This is a genomic window from Mycoplana sp. MJR14, from assembly GCF_029210525.1.
Classification (GTDB): Bacteria; Pseudomonadota; Alphaproteobacteria; order Rhizobiales; family Rhizobiaceae; genus Mycoplana.
The window spans coordinates 79,243-102,836 of record NZ_JARGEO010000013.1; the positions used below are offsets into that span (position 1 = coordinate 79,243).

The 23,594-nt window shown below is 66.0% G+C and carries 19 protein-coding genes; 7 read left to right on the forward strand and 12 right to left on the reverse strand.

Annotated features, from left to right (window positions below; genetic code table 11):
* Nucleotides 1-21: 21 nt before the first annotated feature.
* The gene (locus P0086_RS22645) at nucleotides 22-630 is read right to left on the reverse strand and encodes a TetR family transcriptional regulator (protein ID WP_112604635.1); all 609 of its coding nucleotides are present in this window, start codon (nucleotides 628-630) and stop codon (nucleotides 22-24) included.
* 369 nt (nucleotides 631-999) lie between these two features.
* On the opposite strand from P0086_RS22645, the gene P0086_RS22650 reads away from it, so the two are divergent.
* On the forward strand, nucleotides 1,000-1,650 hold the full coding sequence (locus P0086_RS22650; protein ID WP_275790173.1) for a GGDEF domain-containing protein: 651 nt from the start codon (nucleotides 1,000-1,002) through the stop codon (nucleotides 1,648-1,650).
* On the opposite strand, the gene rfbD is transcribed toward P0086_RS22650, so the two are convergent.
* The 11 genes from rfbD to P0086_RS22705 all read right to left on the reverse strand — a co-directional run bounded on the left by rfbD (nucleotide 1,645) and on the right by P0086_RS22705 (nucleotide 14,896).
* On the reverse strand, nucleotides 1,645-2,580 hold the full coding sequence (rfbD, locus tag P0086_RS22655; RefSeq protein WP_275790175.1) for a dTDP-4-dehydrorhamnose reductase: 936 nt from the start codon (nucleotides 2,578-2,580) through the stop codon (nucleotides 1,645-1,647). The two genes, P0086_RS22650 and rfbD, sit on opposite strands and share 6 nt — an antisense overlap.
* Nucleotides 2,577-3,662: a dTDP-glucose 4,6-dehydratase gene (rfbB, locus tag P0086_RS22660; protein WP_275790177.1), complete on the reverse strand. Its 1,086-nt coding sequence runs from the start codon at nucleotides 3,660-3,662 to the stop codon at nucleotides 2,577-2,579. The genes rfbD and rfbB overlap by 4 nt, the downstream gene beginning before the upstream one ends.
* The gene (rfbC, locus tag P0086_RS22665) at nucleotides 3,659-4,222 is read right to left on the reverse strand and encodes a dTDP-4-dehydrorhamnose 3,5-epimerase (protein WP_275790180.1); all 564 of its coding nucleotides are present in this window, start codon (nucleotides 4,220-4,222) and stop codon (nucleotides 3,659-3,661) included. Before rfbC ends, rfbB begins: the two co-directional genes overlap by 4 nt.
* On the reverse strand, nucleotides 4,215-5,096 hold the full coding sequence (rfbA, locus tag P0086_RS22670) for a glucose-1-phosphate thymidylyltransferase RfbA (protein ID WP_112604650.1): 882 nt from the start codon (nucleotides 5,094-5,096) through the stop codon (nucleotides 4,215-4,217). Before rfbA ends, rfbC begins: the two co-directional genes overlap by 8 nt.
* Before the next feature lie 37 nt (nucleotides 5,097-5,133).
* Nucleotides 5,134-6,291 (reverse strand): glycoside hydrolase, encoded by a 1,158-nt coding sequence (locus P0086_RS22675; RefSeq protein WP_275790183.1) that lies wholly within the window; start codon nucleotides 6,289-6,291, stop codon nucleotides 5,134-5,136.
* Nucleotides 6,266-7,438, reverse strand: a complete 1,173-nt coding sequence (locus tag P0086_RS22680; protein WP_148150978.1) for a polysaccharide pyruvyl transferase family protein — start codon at nucleotides 7,436-7,438, stop codon at nucleotides 6,266-6,268. Before P0086_RS22680 ends, P0086_RS22675 begins: the two co-directional genes overlap by 26 nt.
* A 39-nt stretch (nucleotides 7,439-7,477) precedes the next feature.
* Entirely contained in the window at nucleotides 7,478-8,656 is a 1,179-nt protein-coding gene (locus P0086_RS22685; protein WP_275790186.1) for a polysaccharide pyruvyl transferase family protein, read from the reverse strand.
* Between the two features lie 36 nt (nucleotides 8,657-8,692).
* Nucleotides 8,693-11,371 (reverse strand): glycosyltransferase, encoded by a 2,679-nt coding sequence (locus P0086_RS22690; RefSeq protein WP_275790189.1) that lies wholly within the window; start codon nucleotides 11,369-11,371, stop codon nucleotides 8,693-8,695.
* Nucleotides 11,361-12,842 (reverse strand): DUF6212 domain-containing protein, encoded by a 1,482-nt coding sequence (locus P0086_RS22695; RefSeq protein WP_275790289.1) that lies wholly within the window; start codon nucleotides 12,840-12,842, stop codon nucleotides 11,361-11,363. The genes P0086_RS22690 and P0086_RS22695 overlap by 11 nt, the downstream gene beginning before the upstream one ends.
* 171 nt (nucleotides 12,843-13,013) lie before the next feature.
* The gene (locus tag P0086_RS22700; protein WP_275790192.1) at nucleotides 13,014-14,276 is read right to left on the reverse strand and encodes a glycosyltransferase family 4 protein; all 1,263 of its coding nucleotides are present in this window, start codon (nucleotides 14,274-14,276) and stop codon (nucleotides 13,014-13,016) included.
* A gap of 44 nt (nucleotides 14,277-14,320) precedes the next feature.
* Complete coding sequence (locus P0086_RS22705) at nucleotides 14,321-14,896, reverse strand: MarR family transcriptional regulator (protein ID WP_112615578.1); 576 nt, start codon at nucleotides 14,894-14,896, stop codon at nucleotides 14,321-14,323.
* A gap of 196 nt (nucleotides 14,897-15,092) precedes the next feature.
* On the opposite strand from P0086_RS22705, the gene P0086_RS22710 reads away from it, so the two are divergent.
* From P0086_RS22710 to P0086_RS22735, 6 genes are all read left to right on the forward strand, one after another.
* Nucleotides 15,093-16,853 (forward strand): type I secretion system permease/ATPase, encoded by a 1,761-nt coding sequence (locus tag P0086_RS22710; protein ID WP_112598271.1) that lies wholly within the window; start codon nucleotides 15,093-15,095, stop codon nucleotides 16,851-16,853.
* Complete coding sequence (locus tag P0086_RS22715) at nucleotides 16,850-18,247, forward strand: HlyD family type I secretion periplasmic adaptor subunit (protein WP_275790196.1); 1,398 nt, start codon at nucleotides 16,850-16,852, stop codon at nucleotides 18,245-18,247. Before P0086_RS22710 ends, P0086_RS22715 begins: the two co-directional genes overlap by 4 nt.
* Before the next feature lie 274 nt (nucleotides 18,248-18,521).
* Nucleotides 18,522-19,181, forward strand: a complete 660-nt coding sequence (locus P0086_RS22720) for a calcium-binding protein (RefSeq protein WP_112598268.1) — start codon at nucleotides 18,522-18,524, stop codon at nucleotides 19,179-19,181.
* Nucleotides 19,182-19,247: 66 nt separating this feature from the next.
* Nucleotides 19,248-21,503, forward strand: a complete 2,256-nt coding sequence (locus P0086_RS22725; RefSeq protein ID WP_275790200.1) for a glycosyltransferase family 2 protein — start codon at nucleotides 19,248-19,250, stop codon at nucleotides 21,501-21,503.
* Complete coding sequence (locus P0086_RS22730) at nucleotides 21,500-22,339, forward strand: class I SAM-dependent methyltransferase (RefSeq protein ID WP_275790202.1); 840 nt, start codon at nucleotides 21,500-21,502, stop codon at nucleotides 22,337-22,339. The genes P0086_RS22725 and P0086_RS22730 overlap by 4 nt, the downstream gene beginning before the upstream one ends.
* Nucleotides 22,336-23,589: a glycosyltransferase family 4 protein gene (locus tag P0086_RS22735; RefSeq protein WP_275790204.1), complete on the forward strand. Its 1,254-nt coding sequence runs from the start codon at nucleotides 22,336-22,338 to the stop codon at nucleotides 23,587-23,589. The genes P0086_RS22730 and P0086_RS22735 overlap by 4 nt, the downstream gene beginning before the upstream one ends.
* The last annotated feature ends 5 nt before the right edge of the window (nucleotides 23,590-23,594 follow it).

A 23,594-nucleotide genomic window follows, 5' to 3' on the forward strand; every position in this document is an offset into this window, starting at 1 on the left:
ATGGCGGCCGGGCCGCCGCATTCATGTCTTCAGCGCCCTGATCGCGAAATCGATCAGTTCGTCGGGTGTCGCGCGATTTTCCTTCGCGAGACACTGGGCCACCATCTGCGGATGGCAGAGCGTCACCGTCGCCGCGCCGAAGCATCGGGCCGCAACGTCGGCGTCCTGCTCCGGAAACTCCCCGGCCGCGATGCCCTCGCGGATGACGTCGGCCAGCAGGGCGTTCAACCGGTCGATATGCTTGTCGATGACGTGCCAGTCCCGTTCCATCGCGACCACCACCATCTCGTGGACCTTCTCCTGGTCCAGCATCGTCTCGACGGTCAGCCGATACTGCGCCTGGCCGTAGCGGCGGAGGCGGTCGACCGCACTGGCCTTCGAACGGAAAATCTCCAGCGCCATGGCATGGACGCCATCGAGCATCCGCGCGCAGAGCGCCTGGTGGATCTCGGTCTTCGAGGCGAAGAAGCGGTAGATGTTGGCGGGCGACATGCCGAGCTCGCGGGCAATGTCGGCGACGTTCGTCTTCGCGTAGCCGTAGTGCCTGAACAGGCGCTCGGCCGCATCCAGGATGCGGGTGACGTTCTCCCGCCTGGTGGTGTCCGCGAGACTGTCGACGATTTCGGTCATGCCCCGTCCAGCTCCGCATTATGAGTGACGAATTTCTTATTTCGTCACTCATAATACGTCATAACCTTGTCGTCAAGGCAGTTGCGCGCCTGCGGCCGGTCCGGCCGGAGGGCCGGTCGCATGGCCCGGCCCGCATCAGCGCTCTGCACGTCTGGAAGGCCGGTGCGACGATAGATTTCGGTTGCTGCGATTCCATCGGATCGAACCACCTGATAGTCTGGGCGAATCCATCAACGACCACCGGATCAGCGCCGTCCACCGATGCCCGTTCAATCCCGACCCCACCAATCCGCGATCGTCCCCCACCTCAGGATCGCAGCGCTTGGCGCCCTCGCCTGCGCTGCCGCGGCGGGCGCCGCCGCTGGCCTGGTGAGCCTGGTTTTTCCGGAGCATCCGTTCTGGCTGGAATGGGCGGTCGCGGCGCTCGTATCCGCCGCCGTTGCATTTCCGCTGCTGCTGACGATCGGCCGGCGCAACGAGGCGCTGCGGGAAGTCCAGGCGCAGCTTCGGCATGCGCTCAGCCATGATCCCGTCACGGGGACGCTGAGCGCCAATGCGTTCGCGACCTCGGTCGAGCATGCGATGGACCGCAGGCGCGTGCACGATGGAGAGAGCACCGACGGCATCATGCTCGTCCTCAGGGTCGGCAACCTCGATGAAATCGGTCGCCGCTATGGTCCGCAATGGGCAGACACGCTGCTTCAGTCGCTCGTCCGGATCGTGCAGTCATCCGTGCGCTACGGCGATCTCGTCGCCCGCCTCGCCTCCGACGAACTCGGCATCTACCTGCCGGACGCGACGACGGAGAACACCCAGGACATCTGCGAACGAATCCGCGCGCGCATCAGCGAAACCACCTTTGCCGCCGGCCAGGAGCGTCAGATATCGGTGTCGGTGCGGCTCGGCGGCACCCGGGTCGAGGACCGCGCCGACTTCCAGGCGCTCCGCGAAGCCGCCAACCGCGCCGCCCTTGCGGAAGAGGAGGCCGGCCCGCCGCTGTTCCGCGAACTGTTTTCATGATCCGACGGGCACCTGCCCGTCCACGATATCCCCGGCGGGCCGGTGCCCGCCCCCGGCCTCACCGAGAATCCGGCTGACGACCGCGTCGACCGACTGCCGCCAATGCGGCATGGTCCAGCCGAAGGCCGAGCCGAATTTGGCGCAGCACAGCTGCGTGTTCGACGGGCGAGGCGCCGGCGCGGCATAGTCGGCGGCGGCGATGTCGCGCACCTCCGCCCATGGCCCTCCGAGCGCCCGGCTTGCGGAAAACACCTGGCGGGCGAAATCGGCCCATGAGGCCGTGCCGGTTCCGGCGAGGTGATAGATCCCGTATGCCACGCCGTCATCCAGCGCCAAGGCGGCGCGCAGAATGCCATCGGCAAGGTCGAGCGCCGACGACGGATGGCCCCGCTGGTCCGAAACCACCGCGATTTCCGTCCGCTCGCGCGCCAGTCGCAGCATCGTCTTTGCGAAATTCGTCCCGAACGGGCTGTACACCCAGCTCGTCCGCAGGATGAGGTGGCGGGTCGTGGCCGCGGCCACGGCCATTTCGCCCGCGCGCTTGGAAAGGCCATAGACGTTCAGCGGCGCCGGCGCGTCCGTCTCCTGATAGGCGCCCTGGCTTTTCCCGTCGAAGACGTAGTCGGTCGACAGATGGATGACCGGCGCCCCCAGCCGGGCGGCCGCCGTGGCGACGGCCCCGGCGCCGGTGCCGTTGATGCTGTGGGCCAGTTCCGGTTCGTCCTCGGCCCGGTCGACGGCCGTATAGGCGGCGGCCGATACGACGAGGTCGGGGCGCGACGATGCCAGCGCCGGCCAGATGGTCTCCGGCCGCGCCAGATCGAGATCGGGGCGCCCGAGCGCGACCACCTCGACCTCGGGCAGCGTCCGCGCCCGCTCCATCAGCGCCAGCGCCACCTGGCCGCGGGTTCCGGTGACGGCGATCCTCACGCCGAGCGCCGCCGGCGTTCGCCGAGCCGCATGCCGGCGTAGCGCCCGTCGCGGATCGGCTCCCACCACCAGCGATTGGCCAGGTACCAGTCCACGGTCATGCTCAGCCCGTCGTCGAACCCCCACTGCGGCGTCCACCCGAGCTCGCGCTCGATCTTGGCGGGGTCGATGGCATAGCGGCGGTCATGCCCGGGCCGGTCGGCGACGAACGTGATGAGGTCGCGGTAGCTCTTGCCCTGGCCGCGCGGCCGCCGGGCATCGAGGCGATCGCAGATGCCCTCGACCACGGCGAGATTGCTGCGTTCGGCACGGGCGCCGACGGCGTAGCTCTCACCCGGCCGGCCATGCCGCACCACCTTTTCCAGCGCGCGCGCATGGTCCTCCACATGCAGCCAGTCGCGAACATTCGCTCCCGTTCCGTAGACCGGCAGGGGTTTCTCCTCGATGGCGTTGATGATCGTGAGCGGGATCAGCTTTTCGGGAAAGTGATACGGGCCGAAGTTGTTGGAGCAGTTGGAGATCACCGCGGGCAGCCCGTAGGTGCGCGCCCATGCGCGCACGAGGTGATCCGAAGCGGCCTTCGACGCCGCGTAAGGAGAAGACGGGGCATAGGCCGTCGCTTCGGTGAACGCGCTCTCCTCGAAGAAAAGATCGCCGAAGACCTCGTCGGTGGAGACGTGATGGAACCGGAAGCGCTCGCGCGCATCCGCCGCAAGTTCGCTCCAGTAGGCGAGTGCGGCGTTGAGCAGGCGAACCGTGCCGACGATGTTCGTCTTAATGAAGACGTCCGGCCCCTCGATCGACCGGTCGACATGGCTTTCGGCGGCAAGGTGCATCACCGCCTCGATCCTCTCGGCGCGCAGGATCTCGAGCATGCGCCGCTCGTCGCCGATATCGGCGCGATAGTGGACGTAGCTCGCCTCATTTTCGATCGTCCGCAGGGAAGCGAGATTGCCCGCATAGGTCAGCTTGTCGACATTGACGACGCGTTCCGCGCCGCCCGCCACCAGATGCCGGCAGACGGCCGAGCCGATGAAGCCTGCGCCGCCCGTAACCAGAATGCGCGTGCCCGTCCCCCTCATGCCGCCGCCTCGAACACCGTTGCGTTCGCCAGGTAGGGCGCATCCCGGTCCTTGGCCGACATCCGCAGGCGGGTGAACCCGGCGGGCCAGTCTATGCCGATATCGGGGTCGTCGAAGCGCAGCGCCCGGTCGTGATCGGGCGAATAGAAATCGCTCACCTTGTACAGGACCTCGGTGTCCGGCTCCAGCGTCAGGAAGCCGTGCGCGAAGCCGGCCGGCACGAGGATCTGGTTGCCGGCCGCGGCGGAAAGCTCGATGCCGAGCCATTTCGCAAACGTGGGCGAGCCCCGGCGGATATCGACCACGACATCGAACACCCGCCCGCGGACGACCCTGACGAGCTTCACCTGTGCCCGCGGCGGCAATTGATAGTGCAGGCCGCGCAAGGTGCCGGCCGCGGCGGAGCGGGAATGATTGTCCTGCACGAAGGCGGTATCGATGCCGCGCGCGGCAAGGGCCGCCGCGTTGTAGGTCTCGCAGAAGAAGCCGCGCTCGTCTTCGAACCGAAGCGGCGTCAGTTCGAGAACGCCGTCAAGGCCAAGGGGACGTATCTCAGGCATCGGCGAGCTCCCGGATGCGGCGGCGAAGATAGACGGCATAGTCGGTCTGCCCCAACAGCGCCGCGCGCGCGAGCACCTGGTCGGCCGAAAGATAGCCGAGTTCGAACGCGATCTCTTCCGGGCACATGATCTTCACGCCCTGGCGGTACTCGATCGTCCGGACGAAGGAGGCCGCATCGTGCAGGCTCTCATGCGTGCCGGTGTCGAGCCATGCGTAGCCACGGCCCAGCCGGCGCACGTAGAGGTCGCCGCGGTCGAGATAGGCGCGGTTGACATCGGTGATCTCCAGTTCGCCCCGCCCCGAGGGCCGGACCGAGGCGGCGATGTCGAGGACGTCGTTGTCGTAGAAATAGAGGCCGGTGACCGCCCAGTTCGATCGCGGCTCGGCAGGCTTCTCCTCGATCGCCTCGGCCTTGCCGGTGGCGGAATTGAAGCTGACCACGCCGTAGCGGCGCGCGTCGTCCACGTGGTAGGCGAAGATCGTGGCGCCGGCCTTCGGCGCGGCCGCGTCGCGGCAGATCTCGGCCAGTCCGGCGCCGTAGAAGATGTTGTCGCCGAGGATCAGGGCGACCGGGCTGTTCCCGACGAAGTCGCGGCCGATGACGAACGCCTCCGCCAACCCGTTCGGTTGCGGCTGCTCGGCATAGGAAAGCGAAAGGCCGAGCGCGCTCCCGTCACCGAGCAGGCCCTCGAACAGCGGCCGGTCCCGCGGCAGCGTGATCACCAGGATGTCACGGATGCCGGCCAGCATCAGGGTGCCGAGCGGATAGTAGATCATCGGCTTGTCGTGGACGGGCAGCAGCTGTTTCGAAACCGAAATCGTCACGGGATAGAGCCGCGTGCCGCTGCCGCCCGCCAGAATGATCCCCTTCATGCGGCCTCTCCGTTCAGTGTTTCCAGGCCCTTCGCCGTCATCGCGCCGGCGCTCCGGCGACATCCGGTGCGATCGCCGCCACGCCGGCCGGGCTGAGCCTGCCGCAGCGCCAGACGCTGTAGGACGGTTGCGTATCCCAGTCGTAGTAGAAGGCGGCGGCCAGCCGTCGCTCCGTGATCAACGCCTGGAACGTGCTTCGTACCGCATGGATCGCCCGCTCCCGGTCCCGCTCGTCGATCGGGCACGAGCGTGCCGTGTTGGCGATGCCCCATTCGGTCACCCAGCACGGCTTGCCCGCGCCGGCCGGCTGGCAGAAATCGAGGAGGTCCGTCACCGCAAGGCGGAGCGCGGGCTCGCTCTTGCGCCCGGGATAGAGGTGGATGCCGTAGCCGTCGATGAATTGGTCGATCCCGCGTGCGCGCAGCAGCGCAATGACCTCGTCCGGATCGAGCCGCTCCATGCCGCGCTGGTCGGCCTCGCCGGTGCCGATATCGGACAGTCCCGCCGAGACGACGGCCGCGTCCCGGCTGTGCACCGTGGCCCGCAATGCCTCGCGGGTGATCCTGACGGCATCGACATAGGCATCGAGCCCCCGCGCGAACGCCTCCCGATCCGCGACCTCGGCGACGCCGCGCGGCGTTCGTCGGCCCGGCGTGCGGTAGACGAGGAGATCGCCGTTGTAGGCGCTGTAGTTGATCTCGTTGCCCGGCTCGACGGCATCGAGCTTGATCTTCCTGTCGTCGATGGCCCGGAGAGCGGCCCGCAGGCCCGCGCGGTAACGGTCGAGGTCGAGATCCGATAGCCGGTAGACGTCCCAGATGCGACCGAAGCCGCTTCGGGGACGGACGTCTTCGGGGTAGTAGTCCTTGTTCCCCAGCTGGATCTCGAGAAGGATGCGTAGGCCCAGGCGGTCGGCGATCTCGAGCGCTTCGATGCTCCTGTCCACCGGCCGCGACAACGACAGCCGGACATGCGTGGCCCCGCTCGCCGCGATCGCCGCCAGCACACGCGCCTGATCCTGGCGCGCGAGCCAGGCCAGGTTGACGCGGTTGATCCCGATGCGACCCTGCGGCGCCTCGCCCGCGGCGGCCGGCGCCTGGCAAAGGGCGCAAAGGACCACGAGCGCGCAGGACAGGAGCCCGCGCGCCCTCGCCCGGCCGCTCTTGCGCCTAGAGACCGATCTGCCCGAGAGCATTGCGGAAATTGACTTCGCAGGCGGAATAGCGGTCGATCACGGCCTGTGAATCGATCTGGCCGAGGAAATTCGCAAGATACCCGCGCTTGTCGGCCTCCCGGTTCCAGGTCGCCGCCTCGATATAGGGGAAGCCGATGAACTCCAGCATCTCCCGCATGCGGTCGTCGACGGCGATCATCAGCGCCGGCGTGCCGGCCTGCATGCCGATGATGCAGCCGTGGAAGCGCCGGCCGAAGCAGAGGTCGCGCGCCGACATGGCGCCTCGCCACTGGTTCGTATCGAAATAGACCAGCAGCTCGTGCTTGCGCTGCCATTTCTCCGCGTGCTTGTACTCGGTCGCCCCGGTGATGCGCCCGCTCGCCGGGTCGTAGACGACCTGGTTGTCGTCGCCGGTCACGGACAGGTTGTAGGCCACCACCTCGTCCTGGACGACGTAGGATGCGACGCTGTCGGGCTTCAGCAGCGCGTGCGCGTCGACGATCGTGTCGGCGACGCTGCCGAGATAGCCGCCGAACGCGATCTTCTGGGCCTGTGCCAGCTCCGGATTGGCGAGGCTTGCAAGCGAGCGCCGCATCTCGTTGGGGGCGAAGTAGAGCGAGGGGCAGCCGGTCGGCTTCACGAACTTCATGCCCTGTTCCTTGAGGAACTCGGCCGTGAAATAGCCGCGGGTGAGGAAGAAGCTCTCCTTGCCCCGCAGCACCTCGAGGAACTTCAGCGTGCCGGCCGGCAGCAGTTCCTTCAGGCCCTCCTTGCGCTGGATGCCGATGCCCATCACCACGATCGGCATCTTCAGCTTGGCGAAGATGTCCGCTTCCAGGTCGGCGGAATAGCCCGGCCGCAGGAGATTGGCGGAGGCGAACACGCACAGGTCGAATTCGCGGTTGACGCGCTCGTAGAGCTCGTTCTTGTCGCGGTTGTTGGCGAGATGCCAGAACGGCAGGTAGGTGACGTCATGACCGCGCAGGCTTTCGGCCGCGCCCTCGCCGATCAGGTAGTTGCCGGTGTTGGCGATCCGTCTGACCTGGGAGATCAGATCCTTCCTGGTCCTGGTCTGGTCGAAGTACGGCCGATGGATGACGGTCGTCCCGGAGACGTCCGCAATCGTCCGCTGCAGATAGGATGGAATTCCCGTAAGCAAGATACGCATAACAGTCCTCTGTACCGAAAAGAGATGGCCTTGCGGCCGCTAGAGGCCAATGCCGATTTCGCGCAGCGTGACGCGGAAGGCGTTCTCGCGGTCGGAATACCGGTCGACGAGTTCGCTCGTGTTCAGCTTTGCCAGATGATCGACGACGAACTGGGCACGGTCTTCGGCCTTGTCGATCTCGTTGATGTCGACGGCGGGAAGGCCGGTGAAGCCCAGCATTTCGCGCATGCGGTCATCCACCGCCACCATCAGGCTCGGAACCGCCGCCTGCATGGCGATGATCGAGCCGTGGAACCGGCGGCCGAGGTTGAAGTCCATCGACGAGGCCCAGGCGCGCCACTGGTTGGTATCGAAGAAGGTGCGAACCTCGAAGCGCTGCTTCTCGCGCTCCGTGCCCGGATAGGCGACCTCGCCGATCATCAGCCCCGAGGCGGAATCGTAGACGCGGTTCTCGCCGTTGGGCTCGACCTTCATGTCGAAATGGAGGAACTCGTCCTGCACCACGTATTGCGGCACCGTATCCTGCGGGGCCAGCGCGTTCGCATCGAGGATCGCATCCTGATTGCCGCCGAGATAGCCGGAGAAGATCGTCCGCGCCTTGCCGATATTGACGCTCGTCAGTTTCTTCATCGAGCGGCGCATGTTGTCCGGCATGAAATAGACGGAGGGGCAACCGGTCGGACGCACGAACGAGAACCCCTGATCCTTCAGGAAGCCCGCCGTCTCGTAGCCGCGCGTCAGGAAGTAGTGCTCGCGCTCCTTCAGGATCGAGAGCAGCCGCTTGGTGCCTTCCGGAAGGTTGTTTTCCAGGTCCTTCCGGCTTTGCAGGCCGATGCCCAACATCACGATCGGCATGTTGAGCTGGCTCAGCACCTCCGCTTCCGCGTCAGCGGAGAGCCCCTTGCGCAGGAGGTTCGCGCAGGTGAAGACGCAGATGTCGAAATTGGCGTTGAACTCCTGCAGCCCGCCGCTGGCCTTGCTCAGGTTGTAGAGGTGCCAGAAGGGAACCTGCTTGGCATGCGGGGCGAGCGCACGAAGCGCGCCCTCGCCGATCAGGTAGTTGCCGGTGTTGCTGATGTTGCGCATTTCCTGCAGGAAATCGTCTTTGGTCTCGGGTTGCTTCTGGCGCTCCGCATAGGAGACCGACAATCCGTGGGCACCGTTTGCAAGGCGCGTGTAGTGACCAGGAATACCCGTCACGAGAATTCTTGGACGCATTGGGCTGGACCTTTCTGATTAACTCCGGCGGGGCATTCAGCCCAACGCCGCGACCCCGGGTTTGGCTGTCGACTGCTCGCGAAAGACCGCGGCTCGGGACAGCGATGAATTCTTCACGGATCCATCGCACCACGACAGGAACTCCGCGAAGGAGGATGACCATGAGCGTCGGGCGGCGGTCCTGATGCAGCCTTCCATGAGCGGGGCGAGCCGGTCGCGGCCGTGCGCGACCTCCTCGATGATCCGCGCCATCTCCCGCACCACCTGGGGATCGGAAGCCGCATTGATGAGGATGCCGTCCTCGCCGTCGGAAATCAGCTCGTCGACGGCACCGACCGCCGTGGCGATGGGGACGCAGCCGAGCTGCTGCGCCTCGGCGATCATCAGCGGCGCGCCCTCCCAGCGCGACGGCATGACGAGGACGTCGGCCCAGCCGAGCGCCTTGATCAGGTCCTTGCTGGCGAAGACGGGCGGCCGCACGTCGACGTCGAGATCCTTCAGCCGGTCGCTCCAGGAGACGCTGGAATCGGCCAGGATCTCCCCGCCGATCGCCCGGGCGTCGAAGGGCACGTGAGATGCGCGCAGGTCCGCCAGCGCTGCCGCCAGCCGGTCGATGCCCTTTTGCTGGTCGAGCCGCCCCATGTAGAGGAGCCGCAGCCGGTCGTCCTTGCGCTCGATCCTGCGGACCGCCAGGACCTCCGCCAGCGTCTTGGGCGGCACCGAGAAACTCGCGCCGTTCGCCACGGCAAAGACCTTCTCGTGCGGAACGCCGTAGCTGTGCAGATAGATCTTGAGCTGCTCCGAGCAGGTCAGGAAGGCGTCGTAGCAATGCTCGTGGGCGATGGCCGCGAAGGGCTGGCCGGCGGGCCGCTTGAAGGCCGTGTTGTCGACGACGTGGAGATAGCAGGCGGTGCGCGTGCCCTCGGCGCGAAGCCGGGCGATGAGCGGGTGCACGGCCATCACGTGGTTGTTGATGACCAGGTCGAAGCCGGAAAGCTGACCCTTCAGCGCGGCCCAGTCGACCGGATGCTCCTCTGCGATGAAGTCCTGCCCGAGGAAGGATCCCGAGCCGCCCCAGGCCGGTATCCCGGCATCCCAGAAGTGGATGTAGTCGAAGCTGGCGTCGAATTCGTCGATCACATCCATCCGCGACGTGCCGAGAACGAAGAGGTGGGTCTCGTGGCCGGCCGCCTTCAGCTCGCGCGCCGCGGCATAGACGACCTTCTCGGCACCGCCGAACGAGGCGTTCGGCACGAGCAGCGCCACGGTCCGCTTGCCCTCGTTGTGGCCCAGCGGCAGCACCGGCGAGCCGCCGACTTCCCTGCGCAACGCCTTGTGCAGCTCGGTGTAGGGCACCAGCCGCGCCGGCCGCCAGGTCCAGCGCCGCCCGGCCGTGTGGCGCAGCGAGCTCGAGGCGATCGCGTTGACGCAATTGACCATCACCTGCTGGGGCGTGATCAGGGAGCGGCGCGGCAGGGTCCGCGGGAAGGGAAAGCGCACCTTCAGCACGGTCGAGGTCGGCCACACCTGCTGGCTGCCGATCGACGCGAACCAGTCGAGCGCATTGTTGTGAATGACGTCCTGGACGAGCCGGGTCGGAAGGAAGACGAGATCGGCGGGGCCGATGTTCTGCCCCCCCGCCCCGTGGTCGATCGGCTCGATCTTGCGCTGGGCGGCGTCGTTGGCGAGCTGGACGAAGACGACGTTGCTGTTCTCGCTGAGCCGCTCCAGGTGCGAAAGCACGTTCGGCAGCATGCGCGAGCGCCGCAGCAGGTCGAGCGCGGCACCGCTTCCGGCCACCAGGAAAGGCGGGAAATGCACGTTGTCGGGTTCGCCGATATTGGCCCAGAACGCCGGGATGATGTCGTCGAGACGCAGCATCGTCGGCGGCTTGGTGGGATCGGTGAAGAACGAGATCGCCGCATCTTCCGTCCGCGCGAACATGTAGCGCGGGCATTCCTCGTGCTCGAAATCCACGAGCATCGGACGCTGGAACAGCGACCTGTGGCGCTTGCGCAGGAAGCTCACCGAGGTGGCGCGGTCGCGGTTGGCCTCCTTGAAGCGGCTCTCCGCCCGCAGCCGGTATTCGAAGACGGTGTCGTGGCAGGGCGTGCCGACGAAGCCGTTCTCGATGCAGGACAGCCAGAACTCCCAGTCCTCGAAGCCGTTCTGCCGGTCGTCGTTGAAACGGACCCCCGCCTGGAAGACGTCGATCGAGATCATCGAGCCGGTATCGCAGATGTTGTCGGTGATGCAGTGGACCAGGCGCGAATAGCGGTTGCCGTAGTGGGCGCGCCAGCTGACCGAAAACGTGTCGATGTTCGTGTAGACCCAGCCGCAGCCGCTGGCGCGGAGCTGGGCGTAGAGCGTCTCGATCGTGCCGGGCAGGATGCGGTTGTCGGCATCGAGGAAATAGACGGCGCGCGCCTCGGGGAAATTCTCCAGGATGAATTCGATCGCGCGATTGCGGGCCCCGCCCGGTCCGGCGTTCTCGCCGAACACGACGTGCACCGAAGGATGGGCCGCCGCATAGAGCAGCAACTGGTCGAACGTCTCGTGTCGCGGATCGCCGTCGACCGAGATGACCATGACCACCCGGCAGCTGCGGAGGTTCGACGCGAGCACCGACTCGATCGCTTCCAGCGCAAGGGCCGCATGGCCGTAGAGGGGCATGGCCACGGCAATCAGGTCGGGGAGTTCCTTGCTACCGGACATCGGCCGCCTCCGTCGATTGCTTGACCAGCCTGAACCCCGACACCTTCAGCCAGGAGAAATCGACGGAGTCCGCGACCGCGCGGCTGAGGATCATCAGATCCATCGGACCGCGCACCGGCTCCTCCAGCTGGATGTTGATGTTGATCGGCTGCTTGGAACTGACCTCGCGCCAGCCGCTGAAGTATGCGGACGGCTTGGCCGCGCCCTTGCGGGCAAGCTCGGCCACCTCCGATCGCGCGTTGGAATTCGCCGGTGCGAGCAGAAAGCTGACCGCCGCGGGCGCTCCCTGCGGATGATCGATGATGGCGCTGGCCGAGAAGGATATCGTTCCGGGTTCGACCGCCCGGCTGATCGCTCCGGCGGAGATGCCGCTCGGCAGCGGATGGCAGACGATGGCATGCTCGTGCTCCAGGAAGCGCACCGTCTGAAACTCCGGCACGATCGGCGTCACCGAGACGTCGGCGATCTGGCTCAACGTGTCGACCGCCAGCCGGTAGTCGACCGTGAACTGGCCTTCGAGCAGATTGCTGGGGGCGATCATGTTGGGCGCGCTGGCGGGCTTGACGCCCGGCAGTCCCGTGAACACCCGGAACGCCAGCGGGCGCAGGTCGAGATCGGGATGCGGGACCTCCGCGCGCGCCGCGTACCGCTCGCCGGCGATCGGATGGCCGAGCGACAGCCCCACGGTTTCGGGCCCGGTCGCGGAGATCCGCAACCGCAGCGTCCGCGCCGCCCCGCCGCAGGCCCGCGGCAGCGAGAAGAAGTTCCAGTTCGGGACCAGTTGCGCGTAAGGCACGGTCCACTCCGCGACGCCCTCGCCGCTTTCGAGATAGCTCAAGGCGACGACGAGCTCGCCGCTCGCCTTCGGCACCGCATGCAGGTGAAGCGCAAACCCGGCCACGCCGAGGCTGGACACCGGCAGCAGCTGCTCGACGAAGGCATTGGCAAGCAGCGGCCCGATCCCCTCGTCCTTCGGGTCCGAATAGGGGTCGTGGGCGAACACCTCGGAAACCGGCTCCCAGTTTCGGGCCTGGAACGCATCCTCGAGCGACCGGTAGTTTTCCAGGAGCGTTTCGCGTTCGCGCCGCAGGATCGCGAGCTCCGAGGTGATCGAGGCGCTGTATCGCGCGAGCCGGCCGACGCCGCCCTCGGTCAGCGCCTGCAGCAGCGCGAAGCTGTCCGACCGCGTTGCCGGATCGAGCCGTTGGACGGGAACCGCAGGCACGGTCCCGAGCGCCCCGAGCAGGTCCATTTGCTCCCGCAGATCCGCCTCGCCCTCGTCGGAGAAGGCCACGGCGATCAGGGGAAAGGCATTCTGCAGCGTCGCCGGGCGATGTTCCTTCGCCTCGAGGTAGACGACCAGGTCCTCGACCGCGCTCCCTTCGAAACTGGCGCGATCCCGGCTCGACGCCGCTATCAGCTTTCGCGCTGCCAGTCGTTTCCCAATGCCGGAAGATATCAACTCTTGCACGCACAGCCTCTGAAGAATTTTGTGACGCAACAAAACCAAAAGACGCTGAATAATCAGACGTTTACTCAAATCATCAGGCGTCAGTGTCGAGAACGTAGCAACTATTCTTGCGGCGCACAATAATAATTTTTGGCGTGAGTCAAGTAATATATTTCAAATATATTTAGAAAATCAAAGTAATACGCCGTCACTTTCTGTTTGCGCATGACGATGCAGCGATTTGCCGGCCAGATTCTCGATCATATCCTGCTGAAGACCAAGGCAGCGGTCCAATCGGAAGCGCCGCTCGACCGTCCGGCGCGCCGCGGCGCGCATCCCCAGATGGCTTTCCGGGTCCTTCAGGGCGCCGAGGATCGCCTCGGCGAGGGCGTCGGTGTCGAAGAAGGGCACCAGCAGGCCGTTCTGGCCGTCGCGGATGACCTCCTTCACCGGTGCTGTGTCCGATCCGATGACCAGGGCGCCGCAGGCCATCGCCTCCAGCACCGACCAGGACAGCACGAACGGATAGGTCAGGTAGAGATGCGCCGCCGAGATCTGGAACAGCTGCCGCAGGACCGGATGCGGCACGACGCCGGGAAAGACGATGTTCTCCTGCGGCATGTCCAGCGAGGCGAGAAGATGGTCCCTCCACGACCCGCCGCCGGGCGGCGGCATACCGTAGCTCGTGCCGTCGCCGCCCACGAAAACGAACAGCACGTCGGGACGCGCCCGCACAACCTTGGCGGCAGCCTCCAGGGCCTGTGGAAATCCCCGATACGGCTCGAGGTCGCGCGCGGCGAAGGTGACGACGGGCGGGCCGCCGGCGCCGAGGACGCGCCCGTCCGGAAGCCTGACCGAAGCCGCCGGATCCGGCCGGAACCGCGCCGTGTCTATGCCTTCGTGGCACACCGTGATTCGCTCCCGGACATCGGCGGGGTAGAGGCCCTTCTGCCAGTGGGTGGGGCTGATGCCGGCCTCGATGGCCTCGAGGGTGACGAGCTGGGCGATGTTGCGCAGCCGCAGCCTCTTGCGCGTCTCCAGATCGGGCGGATCGTCGGGGGCAAAGCCGATGTCCGCCCCTTCCGACCGGTAGAAGAACTCGCAATAGCCGAGTGCCGGCACCTGAGGCAGCACGTCCTTCACGAACATCATGCTGCCCCAACCGATATGGCCGACGACGATGTCGGGCACGAGCCCCTGTCGCACCATGGCGTCGAAGGTTTCGGCGACGCGATGGCCGATTCGCGTGTGATGGTCGGGAATTCCCATGTAGCGGGCCATCTGCGGGCTCGCGCGCGGGCCGGCCTCCGCCCGGTGTCGAACGACACGAACGGAGGGGATCTTCTGGTCGATGGTCTCGGTGATGAGGCTGACCTCGTTGCCCGCCCGCAGGAGCTGGGTGGCCAGGGCGGCGAACTGGCCGAAGCCTCGTCGATGAACGAATGCCACGTGCATCGCGTCTAGCCCGCTACCGCCAGGACCACCGCATCACGCATCGCTCACACGCCGAACCGTGAAGCGCTGCCCCAGGCCAGTTCGAGCTGGTGCAGCGTCTGGAACGCCGTTTCCAGCATGCGCTGGTCCTGGTCGCCCCGGTTGACCGCGCGCTCGTAGGTCATCGCCGCATCGCGAAGGCTTGCCCGCAGTCGCCGGCCCTTCTCCGTCAGCTTGATGCGCGCAGACCGCTTGTCGCGCTGGGAGGCGACGCGATCGATGTAGTCGCCGTCGGCAAGCTGCTTCAGGTAATACGAAACGTTCGAGCCGACATAGTGCCCGCGGTCCAGAAGTTCGGCGACCGAGAGCTCCGAATCGCCAATGGCGAGCAGGACCATCGCCTGCGCGGGCCCAATATCATCGACGCGAAGCTTGGTCAGCTCCGCGCGCACAAGACCAGAAAACCGTCGGCTCGCCCGCTCCATCAGACGAGCGAGCTCGAAATACGTAACCTGCCGGGGGGCGCCGATTTCGGCATCCTGCGGATGCTGGGCGTCAGCTTGCGCCCCCTGATTCTGACCTTGAATATTCGGATCTACATTAAGTTCTACGGACAGATTGAGCACACTCTCTTCTTTCATCCCACTCTCCAAAACGGAAATTACTTCAATTTTTGAAGTAATTTTCAAATATGCCCATTTCCCCCCGATTAACCTGAGCTTGCACAACTCCTCCCTTGTGTGCCAGATTGGTAGGAGCAATACTATGCGTCCGTCCAACTATAAGCCAATCCGTCCTCCAACAGATTGTTCTAACGTTAACTTCAGGCAAATCGCCATGCGTGATACTGTTCAAAATGAGACAAGAAGCAAGGGGCAAAATTGGGGTGGCAAGGCGCCAAACAACTCCGGATTGCTCATCTTGCAAGCGAAGCGTGTATTCTTGTCCGGCTTGCTCTATGCGGCCGCGCTGAGTGTGTGCCTGAATTTATTGCAACTCACGATGCCTCTGTTCATGCTGCAAGTTCATGACAGGGTGCTCAACAGTCAGAGCATGGACACGCTGGTGATGCTGACCGTCCTGGCGATCGGCGCCCTCGTCGTGTTCGGCGTCCTGGAGTACATCCGCGCCCTGTCGTTCCAGGCGATCGGCGGCGCGCTGGTGCGCCGGCTGAACATGCCCGTCCTCGCCGCCGCCGTCCAGGCCTCGGTCGACCAAGGCCTGTCGCGCGCCACCCAGTCGCTGCGCGACATCGCGGAATTGCGGAGCTTCCTGACGTCGTCGGCAGTCAGCGCCCCCCTCGATGCGGCCTGGTCGCCGATCTTTCTCGGCGCCCTGTTCCTGCTGCACCCGCTCTTCGGCCTGATCGGCGCCGTCTCGGTGGCCCTGCTTCTCTGCGGCGGCCTGGTGACGGACATGCTGACCCGCCAGCTCACCAAGGAGGCGAATCAGACGAACGTCGAAGCCCTGTCAAAGATCGGCGCATCCCTGCGCCATGCCGAGGCGATCGAGTCGATGGGCATGCTGCCGGCCCTGGCCAGCCGCTGGCGCGCCCTGCAGCTGCAGGCCCTCGGCGCCTTCGAGACGAGCGGAAGCAGGAGCAAGGCGATGACGTCCATCACCCGCAGCCTGCGCTATTCCATCCAGATCGTCACGCTCGCGGCCGGGGCGTACCTCGTGCTGGAGCAGGCGATCACGCCCGGCGCGATGATGGCGTCGAGCATTCTCGTCGGACGCCTGCTGATTCCCTTCGACACGATCATCGACAACTGGCGGCAGTGGGTTCTCGCGATCGCCGGCTGGCGCCGCCTCGAGGCCACGCTGAAGGCGGACCTTGCGATCCGCCAGACGATGCCCACGCCGCATTCCTCCGGCGACATCGTGGTCGACAAGCTGGTCTACGCGGCGCCGGGGCTCGACGTGCCGATCATCAAGGGGATCTCCTTCACCCTCTCGCCGGGCGAGGTGCTGGGCGTGATCGGCCCCTCCGCCGCCGGCAAGTCGACGCTGGCCCGCCTGCTGGTCGGGATACTGCGCCCCACCTCCGGCGGCGTCTTCCTCGACGGCAACAACACCTTTCTCTGGGAGCGCAGTTCGTTCGGCCAGGTGGTCGGGTATCTGCCGCAGTCCGTCTCGCTGCTGGAAGGCACGATCCGCGAGAACATCGGGCGGATGGCGGACAGCGACCCCTACAAGGTCCTGGAGGCGGCGCGGCTGGCCGATGTCCACGAGATGATCGGGCGCCTGCCGCTCGGCTACGACACCCCCGTCGGCGACGGGCACCTGACCCTGTCCGGCGGGCAGCGGCAGCGGATCGCGCTCGCGCGCTGCCTCTACAACCGGCCCCGCCTCATCGTCCTCGACGAACCGAACGCCAATCTGGACGCGATCGGCGAGCGGGCGCTCATCCGTGCGATACAGCATGCGCGCGAGGACGGCGCCATGGTCATCATCATCGCCCACCGGCCGGCCATCATGCAGGTCGCCGACAAGCTGCTCGTGCTCGAGAACGGCCGCATCACGCAGTTCGGACCGCGCGCGGACGTGGTGCCGGCGACCATGCCGGGTGAACAGCGCCGGGAGATGACCGCGATATGACCGAGAAGAAGCCCCTTGCCGTCCGCTCCGCCCTCGTCGAACGCCCCGCGCGGCACCAGCCGGTGCCGCTCGGCGTCAGCCCCCCGCATCCGGAGCTCGAGGAATTCGATACCCGCTCGCCGCTCCGACGCCTGGTCATTGCGGGCCTTGCCACGGTCATCGTGTCCTTCGGCGGCTTCTTCGCCTGGGCGTTTTCGACCGAGCTCAGCAGCGCGACCGTCGCCAACGGCACCGTCATCGTCGATTCCAAGCGCAAGACCGTCAGCCATTTCGAGGGCGGCGTCATGAACCGCCTCCTCGTCCAGGAAGGCGACAAGGTGATCGCCGGCCAGCCCGTGATCGAGCTGGAGGACACGCGCGCCCGCTCCAGCCTGCAGTCGCTGCAAAGCCGGCGCATCGGCCTGACCGCGAAACTGGCGCGGCTGAAGGCCGAACAGGCCGACATGCCGCAGATCGACTTTCCGCGCGATTTCGGCGAGGTCAGCGACCTGGCCGTCGACGACGCCATCAAGGCCGAGACGATCTTCTTCGAAAAGCGGCGCGAGGCGAAGCTCGGCCGGATAGACGTCCAGAAGAAGACCATCGAGGAGTACTTCGAGCAGGCCAAGTCGCTCGGCATCCAGATCCAGGCGACCGACCGGCAGATCGATCTCATCAACGAGCACCGGACGGCGATCGCGACCCTGGTGAAGAAGGGCGTCGCACCGCGCACGCAGCTGATCGAGGTCGAGGCCAACCTCAGCGAACTTGCCCGGACACGCAGCGAACTCGTCGGCGACAAGGCCCAGGCGGAAAAGGCCGAGGCGGGCGCACAGCTGGCGCTGACCGGCATCGAAAGCGAGTTTCAGTCGACCATCGCCGGCGAGATCACGACGGCACGCGTCGAGCTCGCCGACGTCGAAGAGCAGATCACCGCCTCCAAGGACGTTTTGCGCCGCCTGGAGATCCGCTCCCCGCAGGCCGGCATCATCAGCAACATCTGGGTGCGCACCCCCGGCAGCGCGGTCACCCCCGGGCAGGCGCTGCTCGAGATCGTTCCGGAAGACGAGCCGCTCCTGATCGAGATGCGCGTCAATCCGCGCGACATCGACAGCATCGCCGTCGGCTCTCCCACCCAGATCAGGCTGACGGCCTACAACCAGCGCTCCCGCCTGCCGCTCGAAGGCGCCATCACCTATGTCGCCGCCGACCAGTCGGTGGATGAAAAGTCGAACTCCGCCTATTTCGTCGCGCGCGCCAGGATCGACGCGGCATCGCTCGCGGCGAGCCCCGATATCCGCCTCTATCCCGGCATGCCCGCCGAGGTGCTGATCATCCACAAGGCCCGCCTTGCGATCGACTACCTGACCTCGCCTGTCGTCGAGAGTTTCAACCGCGCCTTCAGGGAAGACTGAAACATCGATACGGACTGCGATGGCCGTTGCGTGTAAATTACTATGAATTTTGAAGTTCTTTTCGGATAAAATCGGATAATTTTACTTCCTAAGTGCCATTATTACCAAAATAGGACGCGACGAACCGGGTTTCGCAAAATATATTTTTCATTATCGGACATTTTGGCCGTGCGATATGCTTGCCTTGTCTTTTATTGCAGTGCACATTCCCCACGCGCAATCGTCGCACCCTGCGCCGATAGCGCGAGAGTGTAACCCTGTAGAGGAGAGGCAGATGGCCACTTTGGAAGGCGGCGCATACGACGACGCCCTGTTCGGCTCACGCTTCAACGACTTCATTCGCGCCCATGGGGGCGATGACTTCGTGAGCGGAGGCAACGGGCACGACCTCATGTTCGGTGAGGACGGCGATGACATCATGTTCGGCGGCAAGGGCAACGACACCCTGTTCGGCGGCGAGGGCAGCGATCTGCTGAACGGCGAGAACGGTGACGACACCCTCGTCGGCGGCTGGGGCGACGACCTGCTGTACGGCGACAAGGGCAGCGACGTCCTGCTCGGCGGACACGGAAGCGACCTCTTGTCCGGCGGCAAGGGCAGTGACGTGCTCTATGGCGGCGACGGCGACGACCTCATCGACGGCGGCGCCGGCAGCGATGTCATGGCAGGCGGTGCGGGACACGACATCTTCGTCTTCGACGGCGGTGGCGGAAACGACGTCATTCTCGACTTCACCCCCGGCGAGGATCTGCTGCAGATCTCGAAGGACATCAATGGGCTCGACGTGTCTTCGCCCGAAGACCTCGTCTCGCGCATCACGCAGGTCGGCGGCAATGTCGTCGTGGATCTCGGCCATGGCGATACGCTGACGTTGGTCAACGCCGACGCGGACGACATCGAGGCCAATCCCGAGAACTACTTCACGGTTCACTGAGCGTGAGCTGGGCGCGCCCTGCTTCCTCCCGTGGGGCGCGCGCTTTCCGATCCAGAGGGATAGCGTGTGACGTTCGACGAATCGAGAAACGCCGCTGGCGATTTCAGGACTGCAAGGATCTTCCGGCTCGGCGCCGACCTGGCCGTCCTCATCTGGGACATTCCCCCATCCCCGTCGGCCGCCGCAAGATACGTCTTGTCGATGGACCAGCCGCCGGTACCGCTCGTCAGCATGACGCTGCCGCTGGCCAACGGCCGGCAACGGATGTTCTGGGCGATGCGGCCGGGAGAGCGGGCGGAGCATGTCGGCATCCGCGCCGAAGACGGCAGGACCATGGACACCGTGGTGATGCAGCCCGCGCACACTTATGCGCCCCTCGATGTGGAGACGCTGTTTGCCGATCTCGCGCCGGAATCCCGCATCAAGTTCGTCAACAACCTCCTGACGGTGTGGCGGAGCGCCTTTCGCATCGCCCGGGACCACCTCTTCAGCATGGTCGTCGAGGATGCCCTCTTTGCGCTCGTGCCCGAGCCGCGGACGGCCGGCATCCTGTGCCAGGTCGCGCAGGGGCGCCATCTGGTGGAGACCACCATCAATCCGGATCTCGGCGACATCACCGCGACCTATGCGGTCGGCGCTGCTTCGGTCGCGCGCCTGTCCGCGAGCCTGCTCCTGGGACGCCAGGCGAAACAGGGCCTGCAATCCTGTCATTTCATCGCGGAAGCGCCGCTCCCGCCCGCGCCGTTCCTCATCGTCCTGCTCAGCAAGAACGGCGTCGCCGTCCGCCAGCTTTCCGACGCCAGGCCGCGCCATCCCAGCCTGCAGAGCTGGTGGGGCAAGAACCGTGATGCGGCAGACTTGCGCGAAATGATCGTGCGCCGGCTCGCCGCCTTGCCGGACGGCGGTGCAGCCACGGCCGTCGACCTGCAGGTTCGGGCGCCGCTGGCGGCGCGCCGGATCGAGAAGTCGTCGATGCATCCCTCTGGCGAGGTCGACCTCGCCCTGGCCCTCCAGGACGGTCTTCTGGCCGGCGGCTGGTTTCATGCGCCCTCCTCCGCGCTCGCCGGCATCGACTACGTCAAGGAAGACGGAACGGCGGTGCCGCTTGATGGAAACAGCTACGAGTTTCCGGCATGGGCGCAGGGCAAGGACGAGAAGAGCAAGACCGATGTGACCGGCTTCGTCGCCTGGGTGCCGTTGACGGAATCGCCGGGTCCGCTCCTGCAGCCACGCTTCCAGATGCGCCTTGCCTCGGGAACCGTCAGGCCGCTGGTGCCGAAGCCGCAGCCTTTCGAGCCGGCGGCCCAGCGAAACCATGTCCTGCGCGCCGTGCCGCCCCAGCATGCGGTCGACGCGGCGTTCCGCACGATCCTTGCCCCCGCCCTTCAGGACGTGGAGCGGCGACTGGGCAAGACCGTCGAGGTCACCGCCACGAAGGACTACAGCCTGCAAAAGAGTGCGCCCCTCGTCTCCATCGTCGTGCCGCTCTACCGGGTCCTCGACTTCCTGCGCTTCCAGCTGTCGGGGATGGCGACGGACCCGTGGCTCACCCAGAACGCCGAGATCATCTACGTCCTCGATTCTCCGGAGATCCAAGACGAGACGGAGCATCTGCTGGGCGGCCTGCACCTACTGCACGGGCTGCCGATGAAGCTCGTGGTCATGAACCGCAACGGCGGCTACGCGCGGGCCTGCAACGCCGGCGCGCGGTTTGCGCGCGGCGCCATCCTGGTGATGCTCAATTCGGATGTCGTGCCTTGCGGGCCGGGCTGGCTGCAGCTGTTGTCGAAGCCGTTGCTGGAGAACAGGACGCTGGGGGCGATCGGCCCGAAGCTGATCTTCGAAGACGGCTCGTTGCAGCATGCCGGGCTCTATTTCGCCCGCGACCAGCGCGGAATCTGGCTGAACCACCACTTCCACAAGGGCATGCCCGGCGACTACGGGCCGGCGCAGCATGCCCGTGCCGTTCCGGGCGTCACCGGGGCCTGCCTCGTGGCCCGCAGGGACACCTATGAGCAGGTCGGCGGCTTCACCGAGGACTACGTGATCGGCGACTACGAGGACAGCGACCTGTGCCTCAAGATCCGCGGCCTGGGGCTCCAGATCGCCTACGAGCCGGCGGCCTGCCTGTACCATTTCGAGCGGCGCTCGATCCGCCGCAGCCAGGACTACATGCGCGGTGTCGCAAGCCAGTACAATTCATGGCTGCACACGCAGCGATGGGACGAGGCCATCACCGAACTGATGGAAAGCCAGTTCGGCAGAGACCCGGGTCAGCCTGCCGCCGCAGGCGGCAAAATCCGGGAAAGGAATGCAGCATGACGCAAGCGGCACTCGCACAGCCCCACGCGCCGGCCCGGCTGGTCGACGAAGACCGGATCCGCTGGCTCCTCGATTCCGTCCGGAGTAACCGCTTCCTGCCGCAACCGGACCCGACCAACGCCTTCGTCGGAGACGGTGACTTTCGCGCGATCGGCGCGGAGTTCCTCGGCCATTTCATCCGCATCGGCGGCCTGCGGGAGGACAGCCGCGTGCTCGACATCGGTTGCGGCATCGGGCGGATGGCGGTGCCGCTGACCCAGTATCTGGACCCGCAGGCGGGCCGCTACGACGGCATCGATCCCGTCGAAGGCGGCATCGACTGGTGCCAGCGGACGATCGCCCCGGTCTATCCCAATTTCGCCTTCCAGCGTCTGGACATCGCCCACGAGCTCTACAATCCGAACGGCAGGATCAGCGGCAAGACCCTGGCATTGCCCTTTCCCGATCGTCATTTCGACTTTGTCATCATGACGTCCGTCGTCACCCATCTGCCGCCGGCGGAGATCCTTGCCTATCTTTCCGAGGTTCGCCGGGTCCTGGTGCCCGGCGGCCGCCTGTTCATGACGGCGTTCGTGGTCGACCGGATCGCAGCGGCGAACGAGAACGGACGGCGCGACCCGCGCCTGGCCTTCCGCCGCTACGGCGAAAGCCCGTGCTGGTTCGTCCCCAACCAGCCGCCGCTGGCCGCGATCGGCTTCGAAGACGGCTTCCTGGAGAAGGCGCTCGGGCGGGCCGGCCTCGCCGTCGCCCTGAAATCGCTCGGCCACTGGCGCGGCACCAGCGCCGCCCACCACCAGGACTTCATCGTCGCCAAGCGCAAGGGAGACGGCCGATGAGCAAGCGCATCCTGGTCGCCGCCCACAACCATCCCTCCCTCCATCCCGGCGGCACGGAGATATTCGCCCACGACCTGTTCCGCGCCTACCAGCGCGCAGGCCACGAGGCGCTGTTTCTCGGCGCGACGAACCAGATCCACCGCGAGGCCAGGCCCGGCACGAGCTTTCAGGGCATCGGCCCGGCGGGAGACGAGGTGCTGCTGTGGTCGGGACACTTCGACCGCTTCTTCATGAGCCAGATCGACCTCTACGGCGTCGTGCCGGACGTGACGGAGTTGCTGCGCGATTTCCGGCCGGACGTGGTGCACCTTCACCACCTGCTGCTGCTCGGCGCCGAGTTCCCGCACATCGTCCGCCGCACCCTGCCCAACTGCCAGATCGTGATGACGCTGCACGACTACTATCCGATCTGCCATCACGACGGCCTGATGGTGCGCACCGGCAGCAGGGAGCTCTGCTACCAGGCGAGCCCCGACCGCTGCCATGCCTGCTTCAAGGACATTCCGCTCGATCGCTTTGCCTTGCGCGAGCGCCATCTGAAGGCCCTGCTGAGCACGGTCGACCACTTCATCTCGCCCAGCGCCTTCCTGAAGGAGCGTTTCGTGCAGTGGGGGCTGGCGGAGGATGCGATCAGCGTCATCCCCAACGGCATCCCGACCCGAAAGCCCGGCGCGGGAAGGCAGAGGCTCGACGGCGGGCGGCCGGTCTTCGGATACTTCGGCAATCTCAACCCCTGGAAGGGGGCGACCGTGCTGCTCGAGGCCGCGCGCCAGCTTCTGGCCGACGGCCTCGAATTCGAGCTCCGCGTTCACGGCGGCGCGCCCTTCCAGAGCAAGAATTTCGTCGAGGAGATCGATGAACTCTTCGCCGGGACCGCGCCTTCCGTGCAGCGCCGGGGCCCCTATCGGCGCGAGGACATCGGCGATCTGCTGGCCGCCGTCGACTGCACCATCGTTCCCTCCGTCTGGTGGGAGAACGCTCCATTGGTCATTCAGGAGGCCCAGGCGCAGGGGCGTCCGGTCATCGCCAGCAACATCGGGGGCATGGCCGAAATGATCGAGCACGGCGTCAACGGCCTGACCGTTCCGCCCAACGATGCCAGGGCGCTCGCCGCGGCGATGCGCAACCTGCTGGAACAGCCGAACCTGTTGCAGGAACTCTCCGCAAACGCCCGCAGGCCCGACGACATCGACACGACTGCCCGCCGCTACCTCGAACTGATGGAACCGGCACGGGTTCAGGCAGCATAGGAGAA

What these genes read in the sequence shown, in the direction of transcription:
- P0086_RS22690 (WP_275790189.1), bottom strand. Translation starts at nt 11,371, where the DNA reads ATGTCCGGTAGCAAGGAACTCCCCGACCTGATTGCCGTGGCCATGCCC.
- P0086_RS22700 (WP_275790192.1), bottom strand. Translation starts at nt 14,276, where the DNA reads ATGCACGTGGCATTCGTTCATCGACGAGGCTTCGGCCAGTTCGCCGCC.
- P0086_RS22680 (WP_148150978.1), bottom strand. Translation starts at nt 7,438, where the DNA reads ATGCGTATCTTGCTTACGGGAATTCCATCCTATCTGCAGCGGACGATT.
- rfbA (WP_112604650.1), bottom strand. Translation starts at nt 5,096, where the DNA reads ATGAAGGGGATCATTCTGGCGGGCGGCAGCGGCACGCGGCTCTATCCC.
- P0086_RS22730 (WP_275790202.1), top strand. Translation starts at nt 21,500, where the DNA reads ATGACGCAAGCGGCACTCGCACAGCCCCACGCGCCGGCCCGGCTGGTC.
- P0086_RS22675 (WP_275790183.1), bottom strand. Translation starts at nt 6,291, where the DNA reads ATGCTCTCGGGCAGATCGGTCTCTAGGCGCAAGAGCGGCCGGGCGAGG.
- rfbC (WP_275790180.1), bottom strand. Translation starts at nt 4,222, where the DNA reads ATGCCTGAGATACGTCCCCTTGGCCTTGACGGCGTTCTCGAACTGACG.
- P0086_RS22685 (WP_275790186.1), bottom strand. Translation starts at nt 8,656, where the DNA reads ATGCGTCCAAGAATTCTCGTGACGGGTATTCCTGGTCACTACACGCGC.
- P0086_RS22645 (WP_112604635.1), bottom strand. Translation starts at nt 630, where the DNA reads ATGACCGAAATCGTCGACAGTCTCGCGGACACCACCAGGCGGGAGAAC.
- rfbB (WP_275790177.1), bottom strand. Translation starts at nt 3,662, where the DNA reads ATGAGGGGGACGGGCACGCGCATTCTGGTTACGGGCGGCGCAGGCTTC.
- P0086_RS22720 (WP_112598268.1), top strand. Translation starts at nt 18,522, where the DNA reads ATGGCCACTTTGGAAGGCGGCGCATACGACGACGCCCTGTTCGGCTCA.
- P0086_RS22715 (WP_275790196.1), top strand. Translation starts at nt 16,850, where the DNA reads ATGACCGAGAAGAAGCCCCTTGCCGTCCGCTCCGCCCTCGTCGAACGC.
- P0086_RS22710 (WP_112598271.1), top strand. Translation starts at nt 15,093, where the DNA reads ATGCGTGATACTGTTCAAAATGAGACAAGAAGCAAGGGGCAAAATTGG.
- P0086_RS22705 (WP_112615578.1), bottom strand. Translation starts at nt 14,896, where the DNA reads ATGAAAGAAGAGAGTGTGCTCAATCTGTCCGTAGAACTTAATGTAGAT.
- P0086_RS22735 (WP_275790204.1), top strand. Translation starts at nt 22,336, where the DNA reads ATGAGCAAGCGCATCCTGGTCGCCGCCCACAACCATCCCTCCCTCCAT.